The organism is Streptomyces sp. sk2.1, from assembly GCF_008120935.1.
Classification (GTDB): Bacteria; Actinomycetota; Actinomycetes; order Streptomycetales; family Streptomycetaceae; genus Streptomyces.
This window is the reverse complement of the sequence record NZ_RDBO01000182.1, coordinates 1-3826: the sequence shown is the minus strand read 5'-3', so window position 1 is coordinate 3826 and position 3826 is coordinate 1. Positions and strand designations below refer to the sequence as shown.

Here is a 3826-nt window from a genome sequence, read left to right as displayed (position 1 = left end):
GCCCACGCCGGCGCAGGCCCGCAAAGCTCCACGCCGACAAGGGCTACGACTACCGCCACCTGCGGCAATGGCCGGCACAGCGAGGCATCCGGCACCGCATCGCCCGCAAGGGCATCGAGTCCTCACAGCGACTCGGCCGACACCGCTGGACCATCGAACGCACCATGGCCTGGCTCGCCGGCTGCCGCCGACTCCACCGCCACTACGAACGCAAGGCCGAACACTTCCTCGCCTTCACCAGCATCGCCTGCACCCTCATCTGCTACCGCAGACTCACCAAATGAGATGGCTTCTTATGCTCCAGCATCCGTTGATCACCTGAAGGAGACCTGCCGGGACGACAGTTCGACCGGACCTCGCGCCATCTGGGAATGCCTTCTGGACCACGTCAGCCGACTATGTCGTAGCAGGCCCGGGCCCGGGTGAAACGGCCAGCGGCCAGGTCGTCCCGGCGAATCACCCAGTGGACCCTGCCCAGAAGATCACCGTCGTTCGCCCCGATCTCCGCGAGCAGCACCCAGTCGTCCGGGCCGTGGTCGTAGTCCGTGACGGGATCGTTGTTCCAGACCCAGGGGTAGCCGCCTATCTGCACCGATCCGCTCGTCTGTACATCGTCGGAGGTTTCCCACCACACCTCGCCCAGCTCCTCACCGTGCGGGAACTCCTCGGTGTAGTCGCCGTGGTTGGGCAGCGAGGGATCGATCACCAGATAGAGATCACGGGCCGAGTGGACCTGTGGCGGCCACTCATCGCCCGGACCGCGTCTGGAGACTGGCCTGCCAGTCGGGACATAGAGGAGCCGGGACCAGTCGCGTCGTGTCCACGGGGTAGATTCAGATGTGTCCGCGAAGAAGAGCAGCGTGCCGTCCTTCGGCAACGGGAGGTCCGTCGCGCCCGGTGGGATGGCCGCGAGGTCGACCGAGGCGAGGAACGGCAAGTCCGGCACGGGCTCGTCCTCGGGCATCGGCGGCAGCCCGCCGAGCTGTCCGACCACCGGGCCGTGACTCGGCTTTCCTGCGCCCAGCATTGCGCATGGACGGACTTTTGTATCGAGCCACCGCTCGACCTCGTCCTGGGGTATGCCCTGGTCGCGGGCTAGGTCGCGGAACGGATCCATCGATCTCATATTCACAGAATATCCAGGGGCGATCATTGTTCGCCTACCAGGCGGTCGCACCGATCAATCCGGGTGGTCTCCGTTGCCACCCAGGTTCGCAACCATGCGCCACAGTCCCGGCCAGCAAGAAAGTCACACGTCGGTGCACCGGAAGTGGACGAGGAAGGTGCGGAGCGACACAGCGGGATATCAGGGCCTCTTATCCTCGGCTGACTCGACATCACCGAGATGTTCAAGAGGCCCCGCTGCTATGCACGGCTGAGCCTTGATTGCCCGAACGAGACCAGCTTGGAGGACAGTTCGAGCAAGTCCCCTGCCTTCCGGTTTGAGAATCGCTTCTCAAGCCACTGTTCGAAGACCACGCCAAACACCTGGCCACGGCAATCGACAACCGCTCACGACACTGCCGGTGACAACTACCTTGCTTCGGCTCATCGGCAGTGAGTCGAAGCTCAGGAGTTGTCACCAGCGAGTCCGGCTGAGCTGGTGAATGGGGACGACCGAGGCAGCCTGGTTGTCACACGCGAGGCATCCGACTTGTCACAAGCGCCCATTCGGCAGTCTTTCTGTCACCAGAAAGAGCTGTCGGGCTGTGCAGCGGAAACTGGGAACTGCGAGTTCGGCTCGGGACCTACGCTGGCGCTACCTTCCACCTTGTCTAGGAGTAGCGTGCCGCCTGCCTTCGTTCACCGGATCACGAAGTACGACCCCGCCGACCGTGACGAGCACGGCAGCTACCGGGGCGCGGAGGAGGCGGTCAGTGACCACGGGCCAGTCGAGGCCGCGTACCTGGAGGCAATCTCCGCGTTCGCGGAAGCTGCGGGCATCGACCGGCTCGAGATCCGTGAGCCCTCCGTCACCGGGCTCGTCCACTTTGGCGCCCAGCTGGCGATCGAGGGACACGGTCTCAGCGGTCTCTTCCCGGCTGACCTCACCGGTTACCACGACGGAGCCGAGGTCTCCTTGGCGGTGGCCCTGGAGCTGATCCGCGTCATGCTCCGTGACCAGGGCGCCTGGTGCCGGCTGGAGGCGGAAGACATGTTCACCGTGCACGTCGGATGGGACCAGTACGTGTACGTGGGCAGCGACCGACCCTGCACGGACGCCGTGGCCCGTACGCGGGACCTCGGCCTCTTCGCGGAACCGCTGGTGGCTTCTCCCTACGCTGCGGAACCAGAGGTGACAGAAGCCGCCGACGAAAGCTTCTGGGCGTCGGTACGCACCGAGCTGGCGACGCGAGAGGGCCTGCTCCTGGAGGAAACCCACATCGTCAACGCCACACGCTGGCACCGTCTCACCACGGAAAACCTCAACACGGTACGTGCCGGTCTCGGCCCGCGCGCCCTGCTGACCGTCTGGCCCGACCTGCAACCCGACGTCGGCGCGGTCCTGACCGCACTGCCGTCCGAATGGCACATCGAGTTCGTCTGGGAGACGAAGGACGGAACGATCAGAGACGTGACCGTCGATGGGACCCAGTACCAGGAGCTCGTTGCCCTGGTAGCCGACGCGCGAGCGGCCCGAGCCCTGTCCCTCTACACCGACGAACGCAGTCCACTGCTCCAAGCCGTTCTACCCGACAGCGACGGCGTGCTGCGCGCACGATGGTGACCCGATTCATGAGCCGAAGCTCAGAAGTTGTCACGGCACCGGCTGAGCTGGCGAACGGGGATGGTCGGGGCAGCCTGGTTGCCACGCACGAGGCGGCGACTGGCTACGAACAACGGACTATCAGCCCTACTACGGCGCCCTCAAGCCACTGCTCGAAGACCACGCCAGGCTCCTTGTCCCGTCGCATCGGAGTTGTCATTGGGCCTTGACCTGAGCTGTTGGTTTGCCAGGCGAATCGAGAACTCCCCCCGCCGGATTCTCAATGGACCTGGCTTCGGTGGAATCCCTGAGGGCCGTCCATCGCCTCGGCTGGACCCCTGCATCATGGTGGGGTGATGAGCGCTGAAGCTGAGCCGGTCGAACACGAAGACCGGTGGATCCTGAATCTCCGCGGGTGGGGTGTCACCGGGATCACCGTCGACTACCGCCTCACGCTGGCCTTTGGGGGATGGGAAGTCGTGCTCGAAACACCTGCTCGACTCTCATCCGGGTCGGCCCGCATCAATCCCGGCGTGCTTCTGATACCGGGAACCCAGGACGTGGCCGCAGTCCTCCCTCTCTTCGGGACGAAGGCCGTCTCTGCAGCCGCCTTCAAGTCCGGCACGCTCCGGATGGTGTTCGATGATGGCACGCATCTGACGTGTCCCGCCGACGCGGCGTTTGAAGCGTGGCAGATCACAGGACCTGGAGGGTGGCGGTTCGTGTCCCTGCCGGGAGGAGACCTCGCCGTCTGGTCCGCCTCCGCAGCGAATGAGAATCCGCACAGTCAGTCTGCAGAACACTGAGCTTGACGTTTACTGACTTCGGCTCGTCAGGGTGAGGTTGGATTGTCGAGGGTGAGGCCGGTGCCGGCTATGAAGCCGTCGAGGGTTTCGGGCCGGTACTGGAGTCGTTTGAGCCGGTTGCGGACGAGGACCTCCAAGCGGTCCAGGGCGACGACGGCGAGGTTTGCCAGGCTGCGCTTGACGTGGGCCCACACGCCCTCGACCGGGTTCAGGTCGGGCGAGCAGGCGGGCAGCAGGAACACCGTCAGCCATTCCCGTGCGTCGATCAACTCTCGCATCGTGCGGGAGACATGGGTGTTGAGCTGAGCCGGTC

5 protein-coding genes are annotated in these 3826 nt (G+C 64.9%); 3 read left to right on the top strand and 2 right to left on the bottom strand.

Annotated features, from left to right (window positions below; genetic code table 11):
- Positions 1 to 284 (top strand): transposase (locus EAO76_RS42200; protein WP_148841517.1); only part of this gene is annotated, 284 nt, incomplete at its 5' end.
- Positions 285 to 388: 104 nt separating this feature from the next.
- Here the strand turns inward: EAO76_RS42200 and EAO76_RS42195 are convergent.
- Positions 389 to 1027, bottom strand: coding sequence for a DUF1963 domain-containing protein (locus EAO76_RS42195; protein ID WP_187439032.1), 639 nt, complete (start codon positions 1025 to 1027; stop codon positions 389 to 391).
- A gap of 759 nt (positions 1028 to 1786) precedes the next feature.
- Between EAO76_RS42195 and EAO76_RS42190 the strand changes: the two genes are divergently transcribed.
- Positions 1787 to 2728: an RNA-binding protein gene (locus EAO76_RS42190; protein WP_148841515.1), complete on the top strand. Its 942-nt coding sequence runs from the start codon at positions 1787 to 1789 to the stop codon at positions 2726 to 2728.
- 335 nt (positions 2729 to 3063) lie between these two features.
- Positions 3064 to 3513 (top strand): DUF6188 family protein, encoded by a 450-nt coding sequence (locus tag EAO76_RS42185; RefSeq protein WP_148841514.1) that lies wholly within the window; start codon positions 3064 to 3066, stop codon positions 3511 to 3513.
- A 26-nt stretch (positions 3514 to 3539) separates the two neighbouring features.
- Here EAO76_RS42185 and EAO76_RS42180 read toward each other — a convergent pair.
- On the bottom strand, positions 3540 to 3826 hold a 287-nt coding region (locus EAO76_RS42180), incomplete at its 5' end, for a transposase (protein WP_262376218.1).